General features: G+C 42.2%; 20 protein-coding genes and 1 tRNA gene. 9 read left to right on the forward strand and 12 right to left on the reverse strand.

What is annotated here, in order from left to right; genetic code table 11:
- Positions 1 to 79: 79 nt before the first annotated feature.
- The 7 genes from BO18_RS03395 to BO18_RS03425 all read right to left on the reverse strand — a co-directional run bounded on the left by BO18_RS03395 (position 80) and on the right by BO18_RS03425 (position 7,909).
- A complete protein-coding gene (locus BO18_RS03395; RefSeq protein WP_034443603.1) occupies positions 80 to 748 on the reverse strand; it encodes an HAD family hydrolase in 669 nt (222 codons plus the stop codon).
- 6 nt (positions 749 to 754) lie between these two features.
- On the reverse strand, positions 755 to 2,284 hold the full coding sequence (locus tag BO18_RS03400; RefSeq protein WP_034443605.1) for a Na+/H+ antiporter NhaC family protein: 1,530 nt from the start codon (positions 2,282 to 2,284) through the stop codon (positions 755 to 757).
- An 81-nt stretch (positions 2,285 to 2,365) separates the two neighbouring features.
- On the reverse strand, positions 2,366 to 5,629 hold the full coding sequence (locus BO18_RS03405; protein WP_034443608.1) for a mechanosensitive ion channel family protein: 3,264 nt from the start codon (positions 5,627 to 5,629) through the stop codon (positions 2,366 to 2,368).
- 104 nt (positions 5,630 to 5,733) lie between these two features.
- Positions 5,734 to 6,465, reverse strand: a complete 732-nt coding sequence (locus BO18_RS03410; protein WP_034443610.1) for a hypothetical protein — start codon at positions 6,463 to 6,465, stop codon at positions 5,734 to 5,736.
- Positions 6,466 to 6,840: 375 nt separating this feature from the next.
- The gene (locus tag BO18_RS03415) at positions 6,841 to 7,221 is read right to left on the reverse strand and encodes a type II toxin-antitoxin system VapC family toxin (RefSeq protein ID WP_034443612.1); all 381 of its coding nucleotides are present in this window, start codon (positions 7,219 to 7,221) and stop codon (positions 6,841 to 6,843) included.
- Positions 7,221 to 7,418, reverse strand: coding sequence for a DUF2281 domain-containing protein (locus tag BO18_RS03420; RefSeq protein WP_034443613.1), 198 nt, complete (start codon positions 7,416 to 7,418; stop codon positions 7,221 to 7,223). Before BO18_RS03420 ends, BO18_RS03415 begins: the two co-directional genes overlap by 1 nt.
- Before the next feature lie 59 nt (positions 7,419 to 7,477).
- A complete protein-coding gene (locus tag BO18_RS03425; protein ID WP_034443615.1) occupies positions 7,478 to 7,909 on the reverse strand; it encodes a helix-turn-helix transcriptional regulator in 432 nt (143 codons plus the stop codon).
- A 154-nt stretch (positions 7,910 to 8,063) separates the two neighbouring features.
- Here BO18_RS03425 and BO18_RS03430 point away from each other — a divergent pair, with 154 nt between their 5' ends.
- From BO18_RS03430 to BO18_RS03450, 5 genes are all read left to right on the forward strand, one after another.
- Positions 8,064 to 8,702 (forward strand): flagellin N-terminal helical domain-containing protein, encoded by a 639-nt coding sequence (locus tag BO18_RS03430; RefSeq protein ID WP_051688472.1) that lies wholly within the window; start codon positions 8,064 to 8,066, stop codon positions 8,700 to 8,702.
- 96 nt (positions 8,703 to 8,798) lie between these two features.
- Complete coding sequence (locus BO18_RS36140) at positions 8,799 to 10,664, forward strand: flagellin (protein ID WP_051688473.1); 1,866 nt, start codon at positions 8,799 to 8,801, stop codon at positions 10,662 to 10,664.
- 387 nt (positions 10,665 to 11,051) lie between these two features.
- Positions 11,052 to 11,951 carry a hypothetical protein gene (locus BO18_RS03440; protein WP_034443618.1) on the forward strand — a complete coding sequence of 300 codons (900 nt, stop codon included), beginning with the start codon at positions 11,052 to 11,054 and terminating at the stop codon, positions 11,949 to 11,951.
- 334 nt (positions 11,952 to 12,285) lie between these two features.
- On the forward strand, positions 12,286 to 12,666 hold the full coding sequence (locus tag BO18_RS03445; protein ID WP_013280164.1) for a nucleotidyltransferase domain-containing protein: 381 nt from the start codon (positions 12,286 to 12,288) through the stop codon (positions 12,664 to 12,666).
- A complete protein-coding gene (locus BO18_RS03450; protein WP_034443621.1) occupies positions 12,659 to 13,099 on the forward strand; it encodes a HEPN domain-containing protein in 441 nt (146 codons plus the stop codon). The genes BO18_RS03445 and BO18_RS03450 overlap by 8 nt, the downstream gene beginning before the upstream one ends.
- Before the next feature lie 170 nt (positions 13,100 to 13,269).
- On the opposite strand, the gene BO18_RS03455 is transcribed toward BO18_RS03450, so the two are convergent.
- A tRNA-Trp gene (locus BO18_RS03455) sits at positions 13,270 to 13,341 on the reverse strand.
- 253 nt (positions 13,342 to 13,594) lie between these two features.
- Here BO18_RS03455 and BO18_RS03460 point away from each other — a divergent pair.
- Both BO18_RS03460 and dprA read left to right on the forward strand, forming a co-directional pair.
- Positions 13,595 to 15,163, forward strand: a complete 1,569-nt coding sequence (locus BO18_RS03460) for a YifB family Mg chelatase-like AAA ATPase (protein WP_034443623.1) — start codon at positions 13,595 to 13,597, stop codon at positions 15,161 to 15,163.
- 3 nt (positions 15,164 to 15,166) lie between these two features.
- On the forward strand, positions 15,167 to 16,375 hold the full coding sequence (gene dprA / locus BO18_RS03465; protein WP_051688474.1) for a DNA-processing protein DprA: 1,209 nt from the start codon (positions 15,167 to 15,169) through the stop codon (positions 16,373 to 16,375).
- A 33-nt stretch (positions 16,376 to 16,408) separates the two neighbouring features.
- Here the strand turns inward: dprA and BO18_RS32385 are convergent, their stop codons facing one another.
- The 4 genes from BO18_RS32385 to BO18_RS03485 all read right to left on the reverse strand — a co-directional run bounded on the left by BO18_RS32385 (position 16,409) and on the right by BO18_RS03485 (position 23,788).
- Positions 16,409 to 18,847 carry an EAL domain-containing protein gene (locus BO18_RS32385; protein ID WP_051688475.1) on the reverse strand — a complete coding sequence of 813 codons (2,439 nt, stop codon included), beginning with the start codon at positions 18,845 to 18,847 and terminating at the stop codon, positions 16,409 to 16,411.
- Positions 18,848 to 18,890: 43 nt separating this feature from the next.
- Complete coding sequence (locus tag BO18_RS03475) at positions 18,891 to 20,537, reverse strand: ABC transporter substrate-binding protein (protein WP_034443624.1); 1,647 nt, start codon at positions 20,535 to 20,537, stop codon at positions 18,891 to 18,893.
- Positions 20,538 to 20,675: 138 nt separating this feature from the next.
- Positions 20,676 to 22,331 (reverse strand): alpha-glucosidase, encoded by a 1,656-nt coding sequence (locus BO18_RS03480; RefSeq protein WP_034443626.1) that lies wholly within the window; start codon positions 22,329 to 22,331, stop codon positions 20,676 to 20,678.
- 11 nt (positions 22,332 to 22,342) lie between these two features.
- On the reverse strand, positions 22,343 to 23,788 hold the full coding sequence (locus BO18_RS03485; RefSeq protein WP_051688476.1) for a glycosyltransferase: 1,446 nt from the start codon (positions 23,786 to 23,788) through the stop codon (positions 22,343 to 22,345).
- An 88-nt stretch (positions 23,789 to 23,876) separates the two neighbouring features.
- Between BO18_RS03485 and BO18_RS03490 the strand changes: the two genes are divergently transcribed.
- Complete coding sequence (locus BO18_RS03490; protein ID WP_034443627.1) at positions 23,877 to 24,536, forward strand: 4'-phosphopantetheinyl transferase family protein; 660 nt, start codon at positions 23,877 to 23,879, stop codon at positions 24,534 to 24,536.
- Between the two features lie 96 nt (positions 24,537 to 24,632).
- Positions 24,633 to 24,986 (forward strand): response regulator, encoded by a 354-nt coding sequence (locus tag BO18_RS03495; RefSeq protein ID WP_034443628.1) that lies wholly within the window; start codon positions 24,633 to 24,635, stop codon positions 24,984 to 24,986.
- The last annotated feature ends 41 nt before the right edge of the window (positions 24,987 to 25,027 follow it).

The raw sequence follows: 25,027 nt of genomic DNA on the forward strand, positions 1-25,027 counted from the left end.
GGTATTATGTGAGAAACTGTGGGTTAATGCGCAACAAAAGGCCCTTCAGGTTGCGCCTGAAGGGCCTTTTTCTTGTGCTTTACAGTGTTCTAAAATATCCCATTGTTTCCGTAAGATCTGTGAATATCCGCTCAGAGAGACTTCTCATTTCCTCATCCGCAGGAATCATATCCGGAACCATTATAGGTCTCATGCCTGCTGCCTTCGCAGCTCTTATGCCATTGAAAGAATCCTCTATGGCAAAGGTTTTCTCAGGCTCAAAGCCAAATTCACTGCAGGCAAGGAGATATATCTCAGGATTGGGCTTACTTATCTTTACAGCATCTCCCCCTACTATTCCGTCAAAGTAATGGGAAAGTCCTGCTACGCCGATCTGTCTTTCTACTGTCTCTTTTCTGGAAGAGGAGGCTATGCCAATCTTGATGCCAGTCCCGTGGAGATACTCCAGGATTTCTTTTACCCCGGGCTTAATGGGAAATAGTCCGTCCTTATACCTCTCTTTGTGGAGAGAATTGCTCTCATCCCAGAAATCCCTGCAGCCCTCGGGCCCAAGAATCGGTAAAAAAGCATCCTCATAGATCTGTGTGGTCTGGTTGTTGTTGGTGCCTATGCATTTTATGTAGGTCTCCCTTACCAGATCCAGGTCATAACCATGCTCTCTGGCCACTTCCACCCAGCAGTCGTAAAGAGCTCTTTCAGAGTCAAATATAACTCCGTCCATATCAAAAATAACGTTGTAATCGTTCATGAGCTTTTATGCTTCCTTTGTTGTAATGCCTTTTATCACTAATATTGTACCGATCATCAGCACAATTCCCAGTGGAAGGCAGATAAACCAGCTCTTGATGAATCCTGCAAGGATGTAAGCCACAAAGGAAACTGCTGCAGCTGTGATGGCATAGGGAAGCTGTGTGGATACGTGACTAATGTGATTACACTGAGCTCCCGCGCTGGCCATGATAGTAGTATCAGAAATCGGTGAGCAGTGGTCTCCGCAAACAGCACCTGCCATGCAGGCTGAGATAGAAATGATCATAAGCTCATTTGCAAGGTCTGCGCCAAATACTCCAACTACGATAGGAATAAGGATTCCAAAGGTTCCCCAGCTTGTTCCTGTAGAGAATGCGAGGAACAATGCCACTACAAATATGATAGCCGGAAGCATTGAGATCACTGCGCTGTTTCCTGCGAATCCGGACACAAGTCCTGCCACATAATCCTTTGCTCCAAGTGAATCTGTCATAGACTTCAAAGTCCAAGCGAAGGTCAGGATCAAAATAGCCGGAACCATGCTCTTGAAGCCTTCAGGAATTGCATTCATGCACTCGTTAAAGGTAAGCACCTTCGTAGCCACATAGAAAACAATCGTTATCAAAAGAGCTGCTACAGATCCGTACACGAGTCCTACTGAAGCATCTGAATTTGAGAAGGCATCAATGAAATTTTCACCTGAGAAAAATCCACCTGTGTAGATCATTCCGATAACGCAGCTGATAAAAAGAACTACGATAGGAACTACAAGATGCTCCACACGTCCCTTCATGGAAACAGGTGGTGTAGGCTGGTCGTCAGCACCTGTGATACTTGATGCAACTTTTTTCCTGAAGTCAGATTCATCCGGTTTGATCTCCAAAACAGTCTTTTTCATTGGACCATAATCAAATCCGGCAAAAGTAAGAGTAAACATCATGACAATGGTAAGAATTGCATAGAAATTATAAGGAATAGCCCTCACGAAAAGGGTCAGTCCATTGGCCCCATCTACAAATCCTGTAACAGCTGCTGCCCAGGAAGAAATAGGTGCAATGATACAGATTGGAGCTGCAGTAGCATCAATAAGATATGCCAGCTTCTCTCTGGAAATCTTGTGCTTATCAGTAAGTGGCCTCATTACAGAACCTACTGTAAGGCAGTTGAAATAGTCATCGATAAAGATCAGGATACCAAGTACTATGGTTGCAACCTGTGCGCCTGCCTTGGTCTTAACGTGGTTGATTGCCCACCATCCAAAGGCTGATGATCCGCCGGCTCTGTTCATAAGCATAACCATGCTTCCCAGAACCACAAGGAAGATCAGGATTCCCACATTCCAGGAATCTGACAGCTGTGCGATCATTCCATCTACAAACACATGCTGTATGGTTCCCTCAAAGCTGAAGGAGGAATACAGTAGTCCCCCTGCAATAATCCCCACAAATAAGGAAGAATAAACCTCCTTAGTAATCAGTGCCAAGACAATGGCAATAATCGCCGGAACCAGCGACCAAAAAGACCCAACAAACATTCTTTTCCTCCCGTTTTTCTTTTTTTATAAGTACATTGCTCTCATTATATTACATGGTTTTCACAATTTAAAGTGTTAATGTTATAAAGATTCCTGGTCAACATACTCAACATGTATATCAAGCTGATTGTACGGGATAGAAATATTGTTCTCGACAAAGATCCTCCTGATCTCATTGCGCATGAACCCCATCACACGCCCCCTGTCACTTTCTTCGCACATGAATTTAATCCTTAAGGTTATAGAACTATCCCCAAAATCATCTATGCCCTGGCAAACAGGGATTCCCTTAAGAAAACGATTGTTTTCATATAATGCCAGAAATTCACTATTGAGAAGCTCCTTGATCTTGTTAATATCAGCATCGTAAGACACCGGAATTGTAAAGAATACCACCGAGTACTTCATGGACATATTGGTGAAGTTCTTTAGCTCGTTGTTACACACCACCCGGATATTCTGATTAGCATCCTCGTATCTCGTGGTGCGAAGTCCTATATCTATTACTTTTCCCCTGATTCCATTTATCGTGACGATGTCGCCTACTCGGATTGTGCCCTCAAGAATAATGAAGATTCCAGCCAGCAGATCACCCACAAGGCTCTGGGCTCCAAGACCTACAACCACTGACATGACTCCTGCAGATGCCAGAAGATTTCTACCGTCAATTCCTATGATATAGAGGCAGTAAAGGGCTACCAGCACAGCTGCCACGGTTTTGATAAGGGCGATGATCATGTGCATCATGGTCACAACCCTGCTTCCAAATGCTTCCGCCATAAGGTGAGCCACTTTTCCAAAAATGCTGATCAGAATTGCTGAAACGATTATTATCAAAATACATGCAGAAACGGAAAAGATATGCAGGCCTCTATCCCATTGTCCGCCTACAATGTACACCAGTGCAGAGTATTCTCCGAGTCTGTAGCCCTCCCTGGCCATTGCAAGGAGGAAGATGATTCCCACAAGCAAAAGACTGTTCTTTACTATCTCCTCAAATTTCTGGGCTGATGTCCTGGTATTCCATCCCTCTGACTGTAATCCTTTTCCAAATAACGCAAAGGGATCCTGGCTATCCTTATACAAATTTGATTCTCCGGAATCACTTACAAATATCATCAAAAGACCTATCAGCAGCATTGCCGCAAGAGCATATATCGTACATATCCTTGCAGACAACAGGCTGGTTTTATACAGCTCGCTTACAGACATGGCAGTGGATATAAAATAATCTTCGCCCTGTCTGAAGCTCTCAAGATACATCTCAGAATCATAGGAGTGGAATCCGTTATAGTTGCCACTAAATGCTTCTGCCGAGATTCCCAGCTCTTTTGCATACTGGTCTTCAAATTCCGGATTCTGAGAATAAAAGACTTTATAATCATCTTTTTCCTCATCATAGGAATAGCCTGTAAGAAAACCGCCGGAAATAATGGTGTTCTCCAGCACATATTGTGGTCTGGCGCTGTCCAATATAAAGTCGATTTCCTGTGCCAGGACTTCTATCAGGATGAGTCCCCTATGACGAGTAATCTCTTTTTCCTGTTCATCCTCATCCCTGTTCATGTAATCAATGTAGTTGGCAAAAACGGTGTTCCCATCATCATCGGTGTAAGTATAGTAATACATGGGACATCCCACATATTTAGAAACCGTGCCTTCATCAGTCGTTTTTCCATCCTCAATATAATGATCACTCTTTCCACTTAGAACATCCCAAAATCCATAGAACTCCTCAGAAGGCTCTGAAGGCAGAGTCAGATTCCAGTAATTGGAAGAAGTTGCCATTGTGTACCCCTGATCAGAAAGAAGGGAGATATTCACCACATCATTGTTGACCCTGAGATCCTGAAGTGCCTTGGAATTGTTCAGTACATAGATCACATTTTTGGAGGTGGCATCTGTGTTGTTACCCTGTTCTGAAGTGTCACTGTTCTGGGTCTTAGTTATGGCCTTAACGTTCTTATCTGCATTAAGGTACTTATCTCCGTTTAGAGAGACGATCACGCCAATAAGCTCGCCCCTGCTGGTATACTGCATGTTGTAATAGTCCTTAAATTCCTTCTGAAGGTTTCTACTGTTCTGCATGTCCAGCATAATATCCTGTTCAATGGATACAGTATCCGAGAAGGTATCAGAGAGCATGATAAGGGTTTGGTAGTAGGTAACTGCTCCCCACAAAAGCACAACCATGGTAAGGACTATTGGAATTATCTTTCTTGAAAGAGTACGGCTGTAAAAGATATCTCTTCCTCTGAATCTGATGAACTTTTTCTTGTTCAGGCTTTCCCCCTTTCTGATGACCTCACCGCGAATATAGGAAGCATAGGCAGTCATCAGAAAAAGGGTTATGGCAAAAAGACATATGTTCCAAAATACAACAGACATATTGATGGAATACAGATTCTTCATGGGAGTCACGCAGGTAATGAGCATTTCATTACCATAAAGCTCGGATGAGAATTTCCTGGTTGATACATAGCAGGAAACGCCATCAATCTTAGCTTCTCCTTTGTATCCCCCGGTCAGGACCTCGGGAGTTAAACCAATTTCTGATGCCACTGAGCCAAGCATATCTCTGCCATTAAAGGAGCCATATATAACTACGTCCTTAGAAGCATCCGATACAATAGCTGTTCCACCATTGATTATTATGGAGTCGTTTACCCATGAAGACATATCCTCCAAGGTATCCTCCATGGTATCGATGATCTGAGATGTAAAAGCAAGAAGGATATATTTAACTCCATCTGCATCGTAGGTTCCCGGAATAGCCTCACAGTACAGATACAGCTGGGCTCCCGAATATCCTTCCTCATCACCATACGGATTACTGATTACAATATAGTCTGTGTCATCTTTGCATAAGTTCACAAACTCTTCCATCGTCATCTCGTTGCCGGTATCTTCAACTATGTTTTGTCCGACGTTTGAAGCGGTGTCAGATATAAGAACATTTCCGTTCCTGTCTACAATAAGAAGCCAAGCGCAGTTTTCCATACTAACAGATGCACTATGAAGAAGCTCAGCCTGTTCTTCTACAGAAAGAGCTCTCAGCCTCCTGTAGTTAAAGTCCGAGAAAGCTTCTACCAGGTTATCCAGCATTATGTTGTTGTTGATGTGATAATCCTCAATGAGATTAGTTATTTCCTTGGCGTTGCTGTTCAGATAGGATGAGGCGGACGAAAAGAACCTTCTGTTGCTCCTTTCCTGTTTTTCAACAGCTTCAGACTGCATCTGCAATAGCAGAAGCAGGATATATGCCAGCATGCTTACAATGATAATGCCAAAGATTAGGAATGCTTTTTTTCTATAGAACCTTTTGATATCCTGAATGTCATGCATGGTTTTTCGTCCTCCATTATTCTTAATATCAATTATATCAAAAATAGCCCCAGGCTACGAGCCTGAGGCTTATAAACGTTTTCTTCAATACTTCATTATTGCATTCACTGCAGTGAGTTAAGACTCTTTTGAGCGGCATCTTTTGTTATGGCGCCGGAATTATACTGAGCAAAGATAGTAGCAACCTTCTGGGCTTTAGCAAAGCCTCCGGAGGCGGGTATCTGACAGCCATATTCAAGTTCAGACCCCGTATGATCTGCATTAGCTACAACTGCGCTGATCTCTCCCCATACACCATTGTGCATAAAGAAATAGAAGTTGCCTCTGAAATCTGTGGTGTCTGCCTGGGCAAAAACTTCTCCAGGTACATCTGAATAGGTAACAACATTTATGTATCCAAGCCCTTCCAGGTGAGCCTTCATAATGGAAACATAATCCGGTGCAGGTGTATCTGCATAGGATGAAATACCGAAGGAATACTTAAAGGGCGCCGTATTACTTTTGCCAACACTTCCTGTATATGCTCTTGTAACTCCCACCAAACCGCTAAGATCGTTTGTTCCCAAAGCCGGCATCGTTCCTGCGCCGCAGACTGTAAGATCAACATTCTTTCCGCCAACAGAAACAGTGGTAAGCGTTGCAGGAATGAAGGCATATGCACACACTGCCCCATCCACGTTATAGTAATCTCTTGTATTTACAATTGTTCCGACTATAGTAACCTCCGAAACAGCGCTTACTTCCTGAGCTTGTGCAGGCGGAATCACCATAAAAAGTGAAACAAAAAGTGCAACAACTGAAACAACCGAAATTATTCTCTCTTTAGTTTTTTTCATATACCCAGCCACCTCTCTGCATTCGAAAAAGCGTGATTTTGTGTGCTTAATATTATATGATATTCAGCTCGGAATGTAAATATATTGTATTCTTAGGAACAACATAGTTTCGCTTTTTCAAATTTTTTTGAAAATTTTTTGCCACATGTAAAAAATGGTTCGTATAAAAAAACTGTACGAACAAAAACAAAGAAAAAAGCCTGAAAACAAGTGGTTTTCAGACTTTTTCACAATGAGCAGGGGAAGCAGGATTCGAACCCGAAGGCCTGATCCCTTCAAATACTGAAAGAAAGGAGAATCGAGCATCTTCCTTGGTTTGAATTTAACCACTTCTTAACCAATGCTATTTTATGGTAATACCTTAAGCGGATTTAATTACCATATCACATTAACGCCATCATATTTGGCAATCTTTTCATCTTTGGTTACAAGGGACAAACCTTCTGTAATTGCCTGTGAAATAATAAGTCTATCAAACGGATCATTATGAATGCTTGGCAGCTTAGATATATAATCTAATTGCTTGGGAGTAATTGATAAGATATCTATTCCGGCTTCAGAGCATTTATCAGCAAGTTCAACAGAAGTAACTTCAATATCCAGTTTGCCAATGGATTGCTTAATAGCTATCTCCCATAAAGAAGCAATACTTACGTAAACCTTATCTTCTGTTTTGATGGTGCTTAATGCCTTGTCTGACAATTGTGTATCATCAAACATGAACCAGATAAGGGTATGTGTGTCTATTAGTGTCATTACATGTACTCCTTAAAGCAATCTGGTGTCTCATCAAAATCATCTGCCATATATTTTAATTTTCCCCTAAGCAGATTAGATTGACGCTCTTTTTTATTATCCTGTTTAGAATTAAGAAATCTTATAAAATCAATCACTTCAGGAATATTATCTTCAGAAAGCTTTTTGGCTTCTTCTATCAGTTCTGCGTATGCCATAACAAAAACCTCCTTCTTGATTAAAATATACCATAAAGGTCATGTTGCTTCAATCAATGTTAGTCTCTCAATTTCTTCGCCTTGATCTTTGTAAATTCTATAATTTCCTTTTTATCTAAATCAGATAGTTTCTGGAAATAATACAAAATCTCTTTTTCAAGATTAGTGTGATAATGGTACTTCTTCTGATTCTTAGGATCATTAAAGTATTCAAGGTACGCAGAAAGATCTTCGCTTTCCTGAGATGGTCTGGGTGCATCAAAATAAACATTCTCATCTAGTTCAATAGATAGTTTTAAAAGATCTTCTACAGAAATTTCGTATAATCCTGCAAGTTTATATAGAGATTCTGTAGATGGCTTTCGCAAACCTGTTTCATAGTGAGAATATGTCTGTCTTGAAGTCTGAAGAACTTCTGCTACATCGTCTTGGGTATAATTGTAAACCTTTCGTAACTCTCTTAGTCGTTTTGATAATAATGAATCCCTCATATCTATACCGTCCTTTTAGACTCAGTATAGGAAGACTTTGAAATTAAATTTCTACAATACGTAGCAGAATGAGAATATAAATGTTAATAAAATGTATCGTTATGCCGATATTACTAGTACAAAGTGTAGCATTATATTGCAATTAGGTGTCTAAATGGTAATTAGTCATAATTTGACGGCAATGAACGCCCAGAGACAATTTAATATAACAACAAACTCCAAAGCTAAATCATCAGAAAAATTATCGTCAGGCTATAGGATAAACAGAGCTGCTGATGATGCAGCTGGTCTCGCTATTTCTGAAAAGATGAGAAGGCAGATCAGAGGACTTAATCAAGGTGCACTAAATACACAAGATGGAATATCCCTCCTAAAGGTAGCTGACGGTGCCTTAAACGAAGTCCATGACATGCTTCATAGAGTGACAGAACTATCTATACAGGCGGCTAATGGAACAAATTCGACAGAGGATCGGGAGGCTATCCAACAGGAAGTGAACCAAATAATGTCTGAAATCAATAGAATTTCAGATACAACTACATTTAATGAAAGAAAGCTATTTAGAGGCAACTTGGATATAAAAAGTATAGAAAATTCAGGACAAGCCTCCACTGGGACAGGTACTGCGCCTAGTCCATCAATAGAGCCTCAATACAGAATAGAATATGAGACAGTAGAAAAAGATATATATACACCGAAGCAGTTGAATATAACCATTACTGGAATTCCTGAAGTTAAAGAGAATCGTACATACACTGTTTCAGCCAATGAATCCGGTATAAGGATAGGATAAGATAGCATTGGTTGGGATTCGGTTAAAGATATATATGGAAATTCAATCGATCTATCAGATGTTAAAACTGGAAGCTATTCTTTTAGCTTTGGAGGAATGAATATTAATTTTGACATAGATCAAAAATTAGAAGCTTCCGAAGTAGCAAGTGCTATTGATGGTTTACGCTGGTCTACAAAAATAGTGCCTCTTGATTCAGGATTGTACTATTCGATGTCGGCATTCATGCAGGAAAAGGAAGGAGCAACCAGTAGGCAAATACGAATTAGTGCACAAGACAACGGACTTGTAATAGATGGACAAATTATTACCTGGGACAATTTTCGCGATAAAAATGGTAATTCTTTGGATAAAAATAACCTACAAAATGAATCATATTCTCTTACTTATGATGATGTTACTTACAGTCTGACAATTGGCTCAAAAAATACCGCTGATTTTTCAGAAATAATAAACACGATTCCAACGCAGATAATTACCAGTACAAGCCGTAATGTGAATTATGGTACACCAATTAATCAGGTGGCATTTAAAAGTACATTTACACCTGATGATGTGAACAAGATGGGAAATGTTGGGAATAAAATGTTCGTAAGAGCAGATGAAGATGGAGTATGGTTACAGTTTGGAGATGGTAACACGCCGGCTTACAAAACAGAAAAAAAATCCTGGGAAGATATGGGATTGGATTCCGCATCCAAAAAACTTACATATGCTTCTAACGGTATAGAATTTGAGCTTAACATAACACAAGGTTTTACCAAGGCTGAATATGCAGAGACCATAGATAACGAGCAAATTATTTTTGATTTAACCGGTAATTTCTCTCAGATTAGTTTTAAAAGCGGGAGCTCTAATTCTGAATTAAATAGAGTGTTGTATTTTGAAAACCCTACCGATGCATCTTTGGATAATCCTCCTATAGTCTTTGCGCCAGAAGATTCGGACGCAAGGTGGTTACCATTTGCTCAATTTGTTAATGTTCCAGCGTCAACTCATGATATGAATTTTAGAGCCAATATACTCAATTCAAATAATAAAATGGGTTATTTATACAATGCCAGTAATGGATTTACTATTACTGATGAATCAATGAATGCATTGCATGAATACTTTGATACCATCAGAAAAGATCCAAATTTCAACGGAGAAGGTATAGAATTAGAGTTTAAAACTCAGGGAGGGTCCTATTTAAGACTGCAATTACATGATACAAGAGAGGATGTTAAAGCGGGAACACCTTATAGCTTCCAGGAATTTGTTGATTCATTGAGTGGCTCGAAGGTTGGAATTGTTGGTGATACAGCAGTATTCACATACACGTTTTATGATAAAGATATAGTGAAACCAGTGTACAAAACATGTCAGTCGATAAACAAGACTATAGCTGCACAGTCAAGTGCAAATAATAGTTGCGTTATAGACAAAATAGAGAATATACCAATCTTCATGAAACATGATGTAATAGCAGAAACAATTGAGGTAAAGATACCTATAGTTCCCGATCCAGAAGTTCCACCTGAAGATCCATCAGATCCAGAAAATAAGCAAGAAATCGAGTCTGAAAACCTGAATCTTTGGATCCAATCGGGAGCTGAGGTAGGTGATGGTATGTTTATTACCATAGGAACTATGGATGCAGATACACTGGGTATGACTGGGTTGGATGTAACAACTGAAGAAGGAGCTGGCGAAGCAATAGAAGCGACTTCAAGGGCGACAGAAATAGTATCATCACTCAGATCCAATATAGGTGCTCAGCAGAATCGTCTTGAACATACATATAAGAACGTGACTAATACGGCAGAAAATACACAGGCATCTGAATCAATAATCAGAGATACTGATATGGCTAAAGAAATGGTCCAGCTTTCTTTGAAGAATATACTTGAACAAGCGGGTGTATCTATGATGGCTCAGGCAAACCAAACTAACCAGGGGGTGCTTAGCCTGCTATCATAAACCTTTGTTGAGTACATCATATTTTAATTACAGATACAAAAAAAGGAAAGCAACTGCTTTCCTTTTTTAGTAGCAAGAGGTGGACTTGAACAGTCCGCCTCGCAAACAATTCAGTATTTATTTGGATTTTTGATGTCATTCACCTATAGTTCCCAATACATTACATATACTCCTTAAAGCAATCTGGTGTCTCATCATAATCAACAACATCAACAATTTCATTTTCGGATAAGTCTTTAGCGGCTCCAATAAATGATATTGCCTGATAATTCTGCATGTTAATAATACTATTATAAATTAATCATTATAATATTATAGATAGTTTACATACTGTATACTTTTTAGTGGTAATCTATACAAACAGTAGCAATACGAGGAGGTATTTATATGGGATTACCGGAAAGAATAACAAAATTCACACTATCAACAGCGTTATGCTTATTATGCACTTTAGCTCTGCCCATCAGTCAGTTTGGAATATTAGCCAATGCCAAAAACGAATCAGCAAAATATGAAAAAACAGATAGCGGCCTGATTGTAACATCTAATACATTTGATGAAAATATTGAAAAAGTTGAAATAGGATATGATGTAATTGCTATACTAGATGGATCCTTTTCTAAGCTCAAGAATCTCAGCTATATCAATGTTGATAGCAGAAACCGTTTCTATGCATCATATGAAGGATGTTTATATACCAAGGATTATACAAAATTGCTATGTATTCCCCAAAATACTGATGAGGTAATTGTGCTTAATTCCGTAGAAAGCTACAGTGAACATGCTCTTGATGGATTATCTCAGGAAAGGAAGAACAATCTTGATAATCTTATAGCTACAGGTTTTAAAGAGAATCAGAATACCAAGGAGCCTGACGATTATGTAGCTATAGAGAACTCAACTAATACCAGAACAGCTGATAAAAAGAAAACCGGTGATACTGACAGTAAAGAAAATACTAAAGTAGCAAGTGAAGAAACATCTGCTGTTACAAATAACAATTCTTCGGTATCTGTAGGTAATAGTTCTAATACAACAAATCAGAATAATTCAAGCACTAACGCACAAGTTAATAACTCACAAGTTAACAACACATCTAAACCAAGTAACGGATGGTGGTTTAATGGTGAAGAATATTATGAAAACGGAAGAAGTCATTATGATTGTGGTTTATTAAGAGATTTAACTTTTGACGAAATAGTAAGTAGTGCTTTAGAAACGAATTCAGATCCTGATTTTGTTACAGATATTTTATGGATATTCGGATGGAGTAAAGTAGGAGAATAAAGGTATTGGACACAAAAGAATAATAATATATTACAAGATTAGTGTGATAATGGTATTTCTTCTGTTTTTTGGATCATTAAAGTATTCAAGATATGCTGATAGATCTTCACTTTGCTGCGATGGTCTTGGGACATCAAAATAAGTATTCTCATCCAGTTCTATAGATAGTTTTAAAAGACTGTTACTAGTTGTGACAATGATGGGATGGTGGAAATGCCATCCTATTTTTGTTATTATAATTCTACCAAGACATCATCAAGAACTGCCAATATCATAGCAATAAGATGACTTGGTTACCCTTTTTAGACTATTGTTTGCGATGAAAGGAGTTATCATGTGCAATATTGTAACAATGAAGAATAATGTTGGTGACTCTTTTGGAGTTGCGGACATAAAAAAGGATATTATCGAGGAAATAATCAAGATTGCAGCAGAATGTAAGCTAATTGATACTATTTATCTGTTTGGCTCATCTCTGGAAAAGAGATGCACTAAACGGTCAGACATCGATCTTGCTATTGTGAGTAATGTAACAAGGTCAAGATTGTTTAGATCGAAGTCGTATGATGACTTCAAGACTAAACTCTATAAGATAAACGAAGATCAAGACTATGATATCCTGACATTTAATTCTCAGGCAGCTCTTGATAAAAGCAAAGAGTTTGTAGCCAGAGATATACTAACGAAAGGGAAGATTATTTTTAAGAATGTTTGAAGAATATCTTACAAAATCATTGTCCGATTTAGTGTTGGCTCGACAGGCAATATGTAATTACCAGAGTAATAATGGACTTAAAGACATGAAGAATCTTGCTTCATATCATGTTCAACAGGCAATTGAAAAAATGTTGAAATATTGCATCTATAACAAGCAAACAAATGGAGTGAAGGAATTATATATCCATGACTTGGATAGGCTTATCAAAGATCACTGTGTAAAATATGGCATTTCAGTCCCCAAAAAGATTGTCAAAAATGCAAATGAGTATACCAGATGGGAAGCCGAAAGCCGCTATTCATTAAAATACTCTGTGAGAATTACATCTATTATCGGTGCATTAGTTGAAGCAGAGGATTGGCTTCTTACGCTAAAGCCTGCCTACAAGAAAAATATTATGCATTATAGAAGCAAATACAAGTTCAAATAATCTTTTTTAATACGATTGACAAGCGATTTACCACCCTAAAATCACCCTAAATTTACTGTTTCAAAACGTACTTTTTTGAACTAAAACAGACATTTACAACAAAAGATTTTTATCAACAAAAAAGACTGAAACTCCAGTAATTATCTGGATTCCAGTCTTTTCTTTAAGAGCAGGGGAAGCAGGATTCGAACCCGCATGAACGGTTTTGGAGACCGTGATACTAGCCATTGTATGATTCCCCTATTTAGTTCCGGGCTTTCGCACCGACAAGGGAAATAATATCACAATAGCTTGTGGTTGTAAAGAATTTTTTGCTAGATTTTCTGAAAAACCTGTGCTACAATCAAAACGATTTTTATTCTATACTCTATACGCGTGTTATCACGCACCAGGTGGGCGAAAGCCCGTCATTGCTACTGACGTCTGGTTCTGCAGACGCCGCGAAGGTAGCGCAATTCATATCTACTAACAAATAAATGAAAACGAGGAAAATAAATGTTCAGTTCAGTTACTTCGGGAGCTGTTAATGGCATTGCTTCTTACCTTATGCAGGTGGAAGTGGATGTTTCAGACGGTCTTCCCAGCTTTAATATGGTTGGATTTATGAGCAGCGAGGTTAAGGAAGCAGGGGCCAGAGTTAAGGTTGCCCTGAAAAACGCAGGTTCAAAGATCCCAGCCGCAAAGGTCACTATCAATCTGTCTCCTGTAGATATCAGAAAGACCGGCGTTGTGATCGATCTTCCCATCGCCATTGGCATCATGGCAGCCATGGGCGAGATCCGTACAGATGCCCTAAAAGACACAGTAGTCCTTGGTGAGCTTGGCCTTGATGGCGAGGTGAAATCCATAAAAGGTACTCTCCCCATCGTCTCAAAAGCCAGGGAAGCAGGCTACAAAATGGTCATTCTCCCTAAGACAAACGCCAAGGAAGGCGCTGTAGTAAAGGGCATAAAGGTCATCGGCGTTGATACTCTGCAGGAGACAGTCACTTACCTAAATGCCCTTGACTCCGACCGCGACAGCCTTATAAAACCCACACAGGTGGATGTAAAAAAGCTTTTCGAGGACGCAGAGTACCTTGATGAAACCCTGGATTTTGCAGATATCAACGGTCAGGCAGCAGTTAAAAGAGCTGCTGAAATAGCTGCAGCGGGCTTCCACCACATCATGCTCATCGGTCCTCCCGGCGCAGGAAAGAGCATGGTGGCAAAGCGCATCCCCACTATTCTTCCGCCCCTCACCTTAAAAGAGAGCCTGGAGGTATCCACAATCTATTCAGTTGCCGGGATGATGGGCGAGGAAGATGCCCTGATCACCAGACGTCCCTTTATGAGCGCACATCATTCAGTCACTGACACTGCCCTAATTGGAGGTGGCAATATTCCAAGACCTGGAATCATTTCCCTCGCCCACAGAGGTGTGCTGTTTCTGGATGAGATGCCTGAATTTCCAAGGTCCAAGCTGGATCTCCTTCGCCAGCCCATAGAGGATAGAAAGGTCCACATCGTCAGAAACCGTGGAACATACACCTATCCTGCCAACTTCCAATTAGTAGGTGCTCTGAACCCCTGTCCCTGTGGCTACTACCCTGACAGGAATAAGTGCAAGTGCACACCAAATGATATCAAAAGATATCTTGGCCACATCTCAGGTCCTATCCTGGACAGGGTGGATATCTGCGTAGAAGCCCCAAGAGTGGACATTGCTGACCTTGCAGTTAAGACCAAAAGCGCTAATGAACCCAGCAGCGCCATAAGAGAGCGTGTCCTTAAAGCCAGAGAAATTCAGGAACAGCGATTTGAAGGCACAGAAATAAAGTTCAATTCCGAGATGACACCAAAGGATATTGAAAAGTACTGTAAGCTTGGTCCCAAGGAAGAAGCCTACTTAGAGCATGCTTTTTGCACCATGGAACTCAGCGCCAGAGCCTATCACAAGATCCTGAGGGTCGCCCGAACAATAGCAGACCTGGACGGATCAGCAAACATCATGCAGATCCACCTTATGGAAGCCGTGAGCTACAGAATTACAGACGGAAAATACTGGCATCAGATGGAGGAATAAGATATGGAATTACTCGAAAAAGACTATGCCCACTGGCTCTCAAATGTACCAGGCATCGGCAATAAAACACTTATCGCACTCACCCAGAGCGGAATGACCTGCAAGGAGGCCTATACGGCATCAGCAAAAGAACTGTCGGCTATCCTTTCACAAAAACAGAGAACCAGCCTTGAAAAATCCAGACTGGAATGGAATTTTGAACAGGAAAAAAAGAAGCTTGAAGAGAAGCAGGTTCGCTTTGTATCGATCCTTGATCCGGAATATCCTGATAAACTAAGGCACATTCCTGATCAGCCCTTTGGTCTTTACGTAAAGGGTGAACTTCCGGATCCTAAAGTCCCATCCGTAGCAATTATCGGAGCCCGCATGTGCTCAGATTACGGAAGGTACATGGCAAGACAGTTTGGACGAGGCCTTGCTCTTTCAGGAGTGCAGGTCATAAGCGGAATGGCAAGAGGAATCGATGGCCTTGCACAGCACGCAGCTCTTTCAGCAGGAGGGAAGAGTTTCGCAATTCTTGGAGGAGGCGTAGACATATGTTACCCTGAGGAAAACAGGGATGTGTTTGAAGCCCTTCCTGAAAATGGAGGCCTTATCTCAGAATTCCCGCCGGGAGTCCAGCCCATATCCAGGTTCTTCCCTATGCGGAACAGAATCATCAGCGCCCTATCCGACATTCTGCTTGTAGTAGAAGCAAGGCAAAAATCCGGAACCTCAATAACCGTAGACACAGCCCTTGAGCAGGGCCGTGAAGTCCTTGCAGTCCCCGGCAGAGTAACCGACAGACTAAGTGACGGCTGCAACTATCTCATCAGCCAGGGTGCCGGCGTCGCCATCAGTGTAGAAGATGTCCTGGAAAGGCTGTGGCAGGTTTCAGGAGGGGGCTACAGCCCTGCCAACAAAAGTTCTGAAGGAGAAAAAAAAGCTTGCAATGGCATTACTGGCATGAAGACCGCGAACGAATCCGAAAACGACAGTCCTGAGATTATTGAAGACTGTGAAACAGCTGACTCACCTCATCACGAGCCCACCATGGAAGATGATATCCTCGGCATCGTAGACATCATCCCCGTCTCCACCTCTTTCATCCTAGAGGAACTATATAAAAAGGGCCGCGACACCACTGTCCCAACCCTAATGACCACCCTAATGGATATGACCTGCAAGGGCCAGATCGCCCAGAACGGAGCCTACTACCGGCGCATTTCCTAAAAGCGGGGGCGGTTCTCACCGTCCCCGTCACCTTTACTCAAACGGAGTGGGCTTGCCGTAGTAGTAGCCCTGGATCTTGGCGCATCCTGCCTGGCGAAGGAACTCTACCTGGTCTGCTTCTTCTACGCCCTCGCATAGGGTCTCCAAGCCAAGACCCATGGCCATGTTGAACATGTGGGTGAGGATGACCTTACCACCGTCGCCTTCGTCAAACTTTTCCATGAAACGCATATCGAACTTAATAAGATCAAAGCGGATCTGGTGAAGAACATCAAGGGAGGAATAACCGCTTCCAAAGTCGTCCATCCAAACAGGGAATCCCAGCTCCTGGAACCTTGCGATCTGCCCCTTCATAAATTCGAAATCACCACCGATAACGCTTTCTGTGATCTCAACAGAAATCATTGATCGTTCTATTCCTGCATCATCTACCCTTCTGCGGATCTCTTCAACAACGTCACAGCTCTCAAAATCCATGCGGGAAAGATTGATGGACTGGGAAATAATCTTAGCACCAGTTTCTTTCTGCTGATTCAGCTTTTTAAGTACCTGATCCACAATGTAAAGATCAAGCTTGTAGATGAGCTTTGACTGCTCCAGAGCAGGAATAAAATATGCAGGTGAAAGGAATCCAAGTTCCGGGTCTATCCAGCGAGCCAGAGCCTCTTCATCGCAGAGCTCTTCATCTTCTGACCGAACAATCGGCTGATAGTAAACCTTAACCCATCCTTCCTCCAGGGCACGGTCCAGGTTGTGGATAATGTGGTGGTCAACCTCAGTTCTTTTCATCATTTTCTCGTCATAATAAGTAATTGAAGAGGAAAGTTCGCCCTTTTTCTTATCGGCGGCGGACTTAGCACGGTCACAGGCCACATCCGTGCCAACTCTCCCAAGACTGTCGGGATAGATTCCAACACGGATAGGAAGTCTTTTCCCGTCCATTGCGGTCTCACACTCATTGAGAACTTGAGCACAAATCTCTTCCACCTCCGCCCCGTCAGCAACTGCCGCAAACTGGTCTGCACTAAGTCTGCATACCCTGTCAGCACCAAAATTCCGAGACAATATCTGCGAAAAGTCCATGATCAGCTTATCGCCATTTTTAAAGCCATACTGATGGTTATAATTCCTCATTCCTATAATATTGAAATATACCATGACAGCTTCTTTTCCCGCCTCTTTAAGAGTATCCCTCTCCTGGGCTGCAAGGGTAAAGAACCTTCTCATATTAGGCAGGTCTGTGAGCTTGTCGTAAAAGAGCTGATGGTTAAGGTCATCAATATTTTTCCTGATCTGATCTCTCATCTTTCGGAATGCGCTGGTCAGAACACCAATCTCATTCTTACTGTGATAAGTCAGATCCACGTTGTAATCCGATTCAGCCAGCTTTTGAGAAGCTTCAGTAAGCTGCTTCAAAGGCCAGGTAATAACTCCCATCATGAAGAAGATCAAGGTCACAAAAACTATAATTATCACTATAGCGATAATAGAAGTATCCCACAAAAGCCTAGGCCATGAGTCATTAACCTCATCTACAGGCACAACACAAGCCAACTTCATACCATTGGAAAGAGTAGAAAAAGACAGCTGTCTCTTTTCCCCATCAACCGAGTAGCGGATCAGCCTTTCATTGGAATTATCCTCCTGCAAAATCTCGCTTTTAGCTTTTTCCTCAAGCTGATCGATATGGCTTCCTATGGGCATATCGGGGTGATAGATCACACGGCCATTTGCATCCATAAGGCATACATACCCTGTCTTGTATAATCTTATATCTTCCACAAGCGCAGACAGAGATTCACAGGAAATGTCCACTCCCATAACACCTATGAGCATTCCCGCATCGTAGATCGGAACCATATATGAGCAGACCCACTGTCCCTGGCAAATGTATGGTCCAAGCCACCCGGGAGCCCCCATGGCAACTACCACATCATACCAGGTTCCGCCAAGGTCCTCATTGGGCTGGAGGTTAGTCGCATCAAGAGGAGGTTGCTCTATAAGGCCAGTCTTCCCCTTCTTCATATAAAAGAAACCATGTTCATTACTGCTAACATCCGGACTTATGCAGTAAAAATATGATATTATACCCTGCGTATTGTCCGCGACACCGGAAAAGAGAATTTGGAGTTTTTGGCAGTACTCCCTAAGATAACTGTCCAGAGCCTCGATCTGTTCAGGACTCCGGTAACTTTCTTCTTCATCAGGTCTTACCACACTATTTTCCACCAGAAAAACACTGTCAAGATCATCAACTGCAATGTTTGCTATGATCTCCACAGAATTCTGGATACCCTGAAAATAGTTGTCTAAAAGCCTGTCGGTACCATCATTTATCAGATTCATGGTATCCACAGAAATATCATCCGTCTCATTGCGTATAATGATCTGACTGGCAACGGAAACGGATATTATACTTGTAAGGATTACGAGGATGGTGATCAGCGTAATCGTCCACCGAATCGAACGCATCAGCATTCATCTCCTTTTTCCCTGTCCATGAAAAGAGCTATCTCTAGTACTTAATTGACATCTCGCGATACTTATTTTTCACAGACCCGTTCCACGATGCCTGAATACCTTCAAGCCTTTCTGAAGTAACATAATAACGTTGTCTTGAATACAGCGGGATCCAGGCTGCATCATCCTGAATGATGATGCGCTCAAGTTCCTGATATTCATTGACACGCTTATCTCTGTCTGATATAGCCCTGGCATTCTGCACCCGCTCCATTATGCCTGCATCAGGATAGCACAGGCTTCTGTATTTGGTGTTATGCTCATTCCCAAAGAAGGTATAGATAAAGTTGTCAGGGTCATTAAAATCAGCCATCCACTGTGCTGTGTAACATGCCAGTTCACCGTTCTTTCTCTGGCTTATAAAGTCACTTTCATCAATTACATCAATATGAGCTCTGATTCCGACCTTTGCCCACATGGATACTGCAAGCTTCATGACAGAAAGTTCCCACCTGGTGGATGAAGAGTTGATACTTACAGTGAAGTCAAATCCATCTGAATAGCCTGCCTCATTCAAAAGCTCTTTTGCTGTGTCATTATCATGAGGGATAAGCGGAAGATCAGGGTTAAATCCATAAAGCCCATGAGGGAATATTCCATTCTCAACATAGCCATTGTCGCCGTAAACAGCAGCCAAAAGAGACGGACGGTCAAGGGCCAGCTGCATAGCCTTGCGGACCCGGACATCGTCCAGAGGCGCAATGCTCTCATTAAGCGCAATATAAGCTATACCAATGCGCTGTACCTTAAAGAGCCTGTCCTTATATTTTTCACCATGGAGGAAAAACTCAGCAGAATCGCCGGCCTCATCCAGATCCAGCACGTCGATCTCACCATCTTCAAACATCCTGCGGATCTCGCTTGCATCGCTCAAAAACCGCAGATCAAGACCTTCGCATTTAGGCGCCCCCTGCCAGCACCTTGGATTAGCAGTAAGAAGCATTCCTTCTCCGGGGGTCCATTTCCACAGGATAAAAGAGCCTGTTCCGATGGTGCATTCAGGCTTTTTACCAAAGTCATCCCCTGCATCCCTGGTTGTTTCCTCGTCAAGAATAGATGCTCCGGGCATGGAAAGGCAGGCTAAAAAAGCCTCAAAAGGCTGTTCCAGAGTAATGACAAAAGTAAGGTCATCTACGACCTTAAAGCCCTCCAGATGCTCTGTTTCGCCATTTTCCAGAGCAGAAGCTCCGGCTATAATGTCTACTATATCCTGATTGCAGGCATCAGGATGAGTCAGCATTCTTTCAAAAGTGTACTGAACATCAGCCGCAGTCAAAGGAGAACCATTGCTAAAGGTAACTCCTTCCCTCAAATGGAAAGTATAGTCAACTCCATTCTCGGAAATCTCCCAGGACTCAGCCAGAGAAGGCAGTATCACCATATCGCCATTTGCGTCGTTTTCCATCTCCACAAGGCGGTTAAAGACATTCTGTGCAATTGTATAGTGGATTGAAGTGCATTGAAAATCGACTGTGTCAGGTTCATCCTCCACAGCTACAAGAAAATGTGATGTATCAGGTTCTTTAGACAAGCTCTGCTGGTCCAGGGTATTCGAAGCCCCAGACCCGCAGGCAGTACCTGTAAATGTAAAGACCATTAATAGAGCAAAGACTACCGTCCTCTTCCAGGCAACACGATTCATGACGGGCTCCTTTCGTAAGTCCGAAAAAGCGCACTTTGGCTACATTAATTCCCTACATATATATTACTATGAACAGATGTAAATTAATCCTTAAATTAGCATAAACATTTTTATTATTTCGTCAATTTCTTCCCAGACTCATTCCAGATTATACCGATAAACTCTGGCCTCAAACGGGCGCAGTAGTCCCTTCTTATGCAAAAGCTTTGATTCGCCCTCATAGTTGCAAAGAACAAGTTCTCCCTTGTGCCCTTTAAACTTCTCCGGCTTATGAGCACGAACAGGAAAACGGGAGAAAGAACAGATTATCAGGTAACTCTCTTTTCCAAGGCTTCTCTCATACATGAAGATGTTCTTATCTTTTGGGAAGTACTCGGTATAATCGCCATAGATAAGAGTTTCTGAACCTTTTCTAAGAGCCAGGCATTTCCTGTAAAACCACAGGATACTTTCCTTATCCTCCTCTTCCTTGGCAACGTTGACCTTGCTGTAGTTGGGATTCACATAAAACCAAGGCTTAACCTTGGAAAATCCCGCATTCTCAGAGGTATCCCACTGCATAGGCGTTCTGGCAGAATCTCTGCTGGACAGATGAATTCGATGAAGTCGCCTTTCAGGATCCTCCTTCAGATGATAGGTGTGATAATTGGTGATGGAGGAAACATCCACGTACTGGTCGATGGACATGAGCTTAATGTTGGTCATGCCAATCTCCTGGCCCTGATATATAAATGGAGTTCCCTGTTGGAAGATGTAGCTGGCCGCCAGCATGGTTCCGCTCTCACGCCAAAAGAGCTCACTGCCATATCTACTGATGATCCTGGGGTGGTCATGGTTCTCAATATACAGAGCATTCCATCCCTTTCCTGCCAAAGCATACTGCCATTTGGTAAAGGCCTTTTTCAACTTCACCAAAGAAAATGGCCTGTGGAGATACTCAGTGTACATGCAGTCTGCCATCATGTGGTCAAAGGAAAACATCATATCCAGGGACTTTGTGGGCCCTGTCAGATACTTCATGGCAGATTTTACGGTGGTCATAGGTCCTTCCCCCAGCTGGAAACAGTTGTAGTCCTCACAGACCTTCCTGAACTCAGCCATATATTCGTGAATATGGGGACCATCCTTGTAGTGGGACATGCCCTTTGCTGCAGGCAAAAAAGGCAGTCCGTTAGGAAGCCCTTCTCTCTTGGATATGAAGTTGATAACGTCCTCTCTAAAGCCGTCAACTCCCATATCAAGCCAGAAGCGCATTATGCTCTTAACTTCTTCCCTGACCTTGGGATTATCCATATTTAGGTCAGGCTGTTTTTTTGCAAAAATATGGAGATAGTACTGTCCCCTTGAAGGCACATATTCCCAGGCTTCTCCCTCAAACAGGGAATCCCAGTTATTTGGCTTATCACGCCAGATATAATAGTCGCTGTAGGGATTGTCTTTGCCCTTACAGCTCTCCACAAACCAGGGGTGCTCATCAGAGGTGTGATTCACCACCAGGTCCATAATGATCTTAAGTCCCATTTCATGGGCCCTTGTCAGCACCTTCTTAAACTGGTCCAGGTCTCCAAAATCAGGATGGATATTCTTGTAATCAGAAATGTCATACCCATAGTCTGCATTTGGCGAAGGATAGATCGGCGAAAACCAGATTCCGTCTACTCCCAGTGACTTTACGTAGGAGAGCTTGTCGTATACTCCATAAAGATCTCCGATACCATCACCATTTCCGTCTGCAAAACTTCTGACCCAGATCTGATAAAAAGACATGGGCTTATACCATTCTCTATCATCCATCTCCTAGTACCTCAGTTCTTATTTATTTTATCCCTGATCTTTTCAAAGCCATCATTCAGCTCACTCTTAAAATCATCCATGCTGTCCTTCATATCATTCCTGAAGTCCTCCATGTTGATCTTTAAGTCTTTTCTGAACTCTTCCACGTTTTCTTTAAACTCCTGGAAGTTGTCCCTCATGCCATCGTACATGATTCTTGGATTATCAACAAAAACCTTGTGGGTTCCATCAAGGACCGTGGCAGCGGAATTCATCAGGTACTCAAAACTCTGATGCTTTCTGACTCCGATGTCGCCATTTTTCACCATCTCCCGAAGTTCTTTATACCTGTCAAAAGCCAGGCGCACAGCCTGTTCCCAGGAAATATAGATCTCGTCCATAGCCTTCTGTCCCACCTGGTGAAGGTGGTCCAGGTCTCCTGAAACCTCATACAAAAGCTCCGCCATAGCCTCTGGCGTCTCGTCGATCACGAAGCCGTTCCTGTCATGGGTTATACCTTCAGCCGCGCAGGAACCCTTAATAAGAACGCTTGCAAGGCCACAGGCTGCTGCCTCTCTAACAACAATTCCGTTGGTGTCATACACCGAAGGGAAAAGAAACAGATCCGCCCTTGTGTTCCAAGCCCTGAGCTTTTCTCTGTCGTGCTCTGCCCCGGCGAAGATGACCTTGCTCTCAAGCCCCAGCTGTCTTGTCATCTCCTGCATTTCCTCGGCGTCTGCTCCTCCGCCCACAAATACCATCCTGAAATCCACGCCTTTTTCCGCAAGGATCTTAAGAGCATTTATGATCAAAGGCAGTCCCTTGTACTTCATTATCCTTCCCACAAAAAGAAACAGCGGAATTCCTTCAGGTATGTCGTAGGGCGCCGTTATTTCTTTTGCCTCCTTATCGCTGACTCTCCCCTTTGGAAAATCAACGCCGTTTGGCATAACCCTGTACTCACCTTCAAAGCCCAGGGACCTTAAGTTCTCGCCAGCTCCTTCGGAAACAACCCATACATCGTCGCAGGCCTCAATGTTACTGACCATAGTCTTTATGGTTTCCTTCTTAAGAAAACCCTCTCCCACAGCCCTTGCTATATCCACATCAAACTTGGTGTGATAGGTAAAGACGATTGGCGCTCCTGTTTCTTTTCGCAAAATCCTTGCCATTACCGTAGAAGCAGCGGGACAATGGGTGTGGATGATCTCCGGCTTTATCTCAGCCATCTGGGCAATCTCCCTGATGGAAAGCGGATTTCCCGCACGATACCCATGGACAAATTCCGTTGTATCAAGGCTTGGATAAGCCACAACCTTGTAGGGATACCCCTCGTAGGTGGCATCCGGATACCTCGGAGTTCCCACGACCACGTTTGACTGAAGAGTGTTCGTAAGAACAGCCCCATAATTCATTACTACATTAGCAACGCCGTCAATTACCGGCGGAAAAGAATCATTCAAAAGAACTATATTCATGGCCAAAACCTCCCGTATTTATTATTTTATCACTTATTTGTTGTTTTATTGTATACTTAAGCAGAACATATAATGCGAAGGAAAAGAAATGTCCATAACTAATCAACTTTATCTTTTAGACGTATCCGTCCTTACCGATGAAAAGAGCTTTAGGGCCTGGTATGACAGGATGGATGAGACAAGAAAAAACAAAATAGATACCTTTAAACCTGAAAAAAGCAAGCGCCTTTCCCTTGGTGCCGGAATCCTTTTATATAAAGCTCTGGAGGAGGCCGGAATAAAAGATTATGAGCTTTGCTACAAAGGCCGGGAAAAGCCATATATCAAGGGACATGAGGATGTGTTTTTCAACATTTCCCACTCAGGGGATCTGGTAGCCCTCGGTATTTCGGACAAAGAGATCGGAGTGGACATAGAAAAGTGCAGAGTGTTCAAGGATACCCTGATCAACTATGTCTATAATGACGTGGATCTTTCTTTTGCCAGTAATCTCCCTATAGAGTGGGCCTACACCAGATTGTGGACCCTGAAAGAAAGCGTAATGAAACACAGCGGAATGGGGATAGCCCTGGTTCCTAAGCAGATTGAAATATACAGCGAGGCAGGGGAAGTAAGGGCCCGAACAAAGGACTATGACTGTGAAAAGCTCCGTTTTTCCAGCCATATAATCGGGGATTATCAGCTCAGTGTCTGCTCTGAGTATCCTCAGGGAGCTTTCTCAGAAGTCCGTTTCATTAACATTACCTGAATGATTATAATATGATTTATTTTATTGATGAAATTGTGATAAAATACATCCATAAGAATTGATCTTTGGGCAAAACTTATTTATGGAGGTCTCACCATGAAGAGTGTACTTGTAGTTGACGATTCCAGCGTTTCAAGAAGATTATTGGTAAATATGCTTGAAGTTAAGGGCTACACCGTTGCCGGACAGGCCATAGATGGAAAAGAAGGATTTGAGCTCTACAAGAAGCTTAAGCCCGATGTGGTTACAATGGATATCACAATGCCAGAAATGAACGGCCTTGAGTCCTTAAAACTCATAAAAGAATTTGATCCGGACGCAAAGGTGATCATCCTTTCTGCTGCCGGTCAGAACGAAAAGAGAGCTGAAGCCGAGGCTCTGGGAGCCTGTGAGTTTGTAACAAAGCCTTATCAGAACAAAGATATCCTGAGTGCCATTGAAAGGTGCTAAATAGTTAAATAAAACTAAGCCAGGGGGACGATGTGATCACC

It is taken from the genome of Butyrivibrio sp. AE2032 (genome assembly GCF_000702965.1).

Coding starts and splice junctions, on each gene's coding strand:
- BO18_RS03440 (WP_034443618.1), top strand. CDS start 11,052: ATGGGATTACCGGAAAGAATAACAAAATTCACACTATCAACAGCGTTA.
- BO18_RS03400 (WP_034443605.1), bottom strand. CDS start 2,284: ATGTTTGTTGGGTCTTTTTGGTCGCTGGTTCCGGCGATTATTGCCATT.
- BO18_RS03445 (WP_013280164.1), top strand. CDS start 12,286: ATGTGCAATATTGTAACAATGAAGAATAATGTTGGTGACTCTTTTGGA.
- BO18_RS32385 (WP_051688475.1), bottom strand. CDS start 18,847: ATGCGTTCGATTCGGTGGACGATTACGCTGATCACCATCCTCGTAATC.
- BO18_RS03415 (WP_034443612.1), bottom strand. CDS start 7,221: ATGACACTAATAGACACACATACCCTTATCTGGTTCATGTTTGATGAT.
- BO18_RS03490 (WP_034443627.1), top strand. CDS start 23,877: ATGTCCATAACTAATCAACTTTATCTTTTAGACGTATCCGTCCTTACC.
- BO18_RS03405 (WP_034443608.1), bottom strand. CDS start 5,629: ATGCATGACATTCAGGATATCAAAAGGTTCTATAGAAAAAAAGCATTC.
- BO18_RS03480 (WP_034443626.1), bottom strand. CDS start 22,331: ATGGATGATAGAGAATGGTATAAGCCCATGTCTTTTTATCAGATCTGG.
- BO18_RS36140 (WP_051688473.1), top strand. CDS start 8,799: ATGAATATTAATTTTGACATAGATCAAAAATTAGAAGCTTCCGAAGTA.
- BO18_RS03395 (WP_034443603.1), bottom strand. CDS start 748: ATGAACGATTACAACGTTATTTTTGATATGGACGGAGTTATATTTGAC.
- BO18_RS03430 (WP_051688472.1), top strand. CDS start 8,064: ATGGTAATTAGTCATAATTTGACGGCAATGAACGCCCAGAGACAATTT.
- BO18_RS03425 (WP_034443615.1), bottom strand. CDS start 7,909: ATGAGGGATTCATTATTATCAAAACGACTAAGAGAGTTACGAAAGGTT.
- BO18_RS03475 (WP_034443624.1), bottom strand. CDS start 20,537: ATGAATCGTGTTGCCTGGAAGAGGACGGTAGTCTTTGCTCTATTAATG.
- BO18_RS03410 (WP_034443610.1), bottom strand. CDS start 6,465: ATGAAAAAAACTAAAGAGAGAATAATTTCGGTTGTTTCAGTTGTTGCA.
- BO18_RS03420 (WP_034443613.1), bottom strand. CDS start 7,418: ATGGCATACGCAGAACTGATAGAAGAAGCCAAAAAGCTTTCTGAAGAT.
- dprA (WP_051688474.1), top strand. CDS start 15,167: ATGGAATTACTCGAAAAAGACTATGCCCACTGGCTCTCAAATGTACCA.
- BO18_RS03495 (WP_034443628.1), top strand. CDS start 24,633: ATGAAGAGTGTACTTGTAGTTGACGATTCCAGCGTTTCAAGAAGATTA.
- BO18_RS03460 (WP_034443623.1), top strand. CDS start 13,595: ATGTTCAGTTCAGTTACTTCGGGAGCTGTTAATGGCATTGCTTCTTAC.
- BO18_RS03485 (WP_051688476.1), bottom strand. CDS start 23,788: ATGAATATAGTTCTTTTGAATGATTCTTTTCCGCCGGTAATTGACGGC.
- BO18_RS03450 (WP_034443621.1), top strand. CDS start 12,659: ATGTTTGAAGAATATCTTACAAAATCATTGTCCGATTTAGTGTTGGCT.